This window comes from Cardiobacterium sp., assembly GCF_057314735.1.
This window is the reverse complement of sequence record NZ_DBHKZK010000062.1, coordinates 1-2,093: the sequence shown is the minus strand read 5'-3', so window position 1 is coordinate 2,093 and position 2,093 is coordinate 1. Positions and strand designations below refer to the sequence as shown.

Sequence of the window (2,093 nt, the reverse complement as noted above, 5' to 3'; positions counted from 1 at the left end):
TCCGTTGCTTTTTGTTTGCCCGCCGTTTATCAGCATACATTTTAGGACACCACCTGATAGTGTTTCGCATCCGGTTTTTTGCCATTTTTCTGTGAAAACGGTGATGTTTTCCACAAATGCGTCCGCAATGGCCGTGATTGCACCCGCAAACAAAGGTGTCTGTAAATTCCCGTCAAGGCGGCGATTGCGCACCAATCAAGGCGGTAGTCGTAGGGTGGGGCTTGCCCCACCGAATAAAATGCGTCTGCCGCTTCATTGCACCATAGGGTGCGTCTTGACGCACCGCTCCTGCGTTGTTCGCGGGCTTGGCTGCCCCGCCATCAATTACGACACGGATCATCCATCCGTCGTTTCGTAGGGATGGTAGGGGCGGTTAGCGCAGCGTAACCGCCCGGCGGGACGCATTCCCGCTGTTCCGCCCGCGAGATATGCCCGCCGCTTCACCGCGCGGTACAAAAAGCGCTAGCATAGCGACACATACACCACGAGCGGAGCAACCCATGATCTACCGACTGCACGGCACCATCCAGCCCTACGCCTGGGGCGGCCACGACTACATCCCGCAACTGCTGCGGCGCGAGCCGAGCAACCTGCCCGCCGCCGAACTGTGGTTTGGCGACCACCCGCAGGCACCGTCGCAAATCGAAGCCGACGGCATCACCCTGCCCTTTAACGACTGGCTGCAAAAAAACCTCGCCCACGCCCTCACTCCCGCCTCGCGCGCCCGCTACGGCGACCGCCTGCCGTATCTTCTGAAAATCCTCGACGTGCGCCTGCCGCTCTCCATCCAGGTGCATCCGGACAAGGCGCAGGCGGAAGCGGGCTACACGCGCGAAGAAGCGGCGGGCATCAACCGGGGCGCGGCGAACCGCAACTACCCCGACGACAACCACAAACCGGAAAGCATGATCGCGCTGGGCGATTTCTGGCTGCTGCACGGCTTTGCCCCGCCGGACGTGATAGAAGCGCGCCTTGCCGCCCGTCCCAGCCTCGCCACCATTGCCCACCTCATCCGCGCGCGCGGCCTGAAAGACGCCTACACCCACATCATGCAAATCCCGCGCAGCACCGTCACCACCTGGCTCAAGCCGCTGCTGGACGCGCCCGCGCCACGCGCGCCCTGCGACAACCCCGACTACTGGCTGCACGAAACCGTGCGCCTGATGCGCATTGACCCGCTGCACCCCGACCACGGCCTGCTCTCCTTCTACCTGATGAACATCGTCCATATGCAGGCGGGCGAAGGCATCTTCCAGCGCGCGCGCCTGCCGCACGCCTACCTGCGCGGGCAGAACATCGAACTGATGGCGGCGTCCAACAACGTGCTGCGCGCCGGGCTGACGCCAAAACACATCGACCTGCCGGAGCTGCTGCGCATCATTGACGCCGAACCGGTGCGTCCCGCCATCATCCCGCCGCCGTCGCTAGACAGCCTTGACCCTTATACCTACCCGGCGCCGGTGGACGACTACACCCTCGCCACCGCGCGCCTGCCGCAGGGCGAAACGCTGCACCTGCAAAGCCGCGAGGCGACCATCGTGCTCAATCTGGACGGCAAACTGCGCCTGCGTGCCGACGGACAACAACTGGAACTGCTGGGCGGCGAAGCGGCCTTCCTCACTCCGGCAACCGACTGCGAACTGACCACCCACGGCGAAGCCCGCTTTGTCATCGCCAGCAATCACTGAATTGCACACAAAACCAAACCCCACCGCGGCGGGGGATGTTACAAAGCGGGCAGTTCGGTCTACGTGGCTGGTATCGAAGCCACGCGAGAGCGCGAATTGAAACCCCTACATCGAATACCGGCTTTTACTCGCCATCCCGTCGCTCCCGACGAGGGAGCGCGAATTGAAACCAGATCTCGCTGGTATCCTGCCCATGTCCCCATATGTCGCTCCTCACGCGGGAGCGCGAATTGAAACCTTACAAATTCAAAGATTTTCCAAAGCAGCCAGCGTCGCTCCCCTCGCGGGAGCGCGAGTTGAAACGTCCTGTCCGTCGATGATGACACGGCCCTTGAGGTGGTGTCCTAAAATAGACTTCCTTCCAAACTATAACCTGCATGGCAACCCGACAAAATTCCAAACCTG

At 61.8% G+C, this 2,093-nt stretch carries 2 protein-coding genes; both read left to right on the top strand.

Annotated features, from left to right (window positions below; all coding sequences use genetic code 11):
• Nucleotides 1–500 precede the first annotated feature (500 nt).
• The gene (gene manA, locus ACO54Z_RS09035; RefSeq protein WP_485996711.1) at nt 501–1,688 is read left to right on the top strand and encodes a mannose-6-phosphate isomerase, class I; all 1,188 of its coding nucleotides are present in this window, start codon (nt 501–503) and stop codon (nt 1,686–1,688) included.
• A 163-nt stretch (nt 1,689–1,851) separates the two neighbouring features.
• Nucleotides 1,852–2,093 (top strand): hypothetical protein (locus tag ACO54Z_RS09030; protein WP_485996710.1); only part of this gene is annotated, 242 nt, incomplete at its 3' end.

Coding starts and splice junctions, on each gene's coding strand:
- manA (WP_485996711.1), top strand. CDS start 501: ATGATCTACCGACTGCACGGCACCATCCAGCCCTACGCCTGGGGCGGC.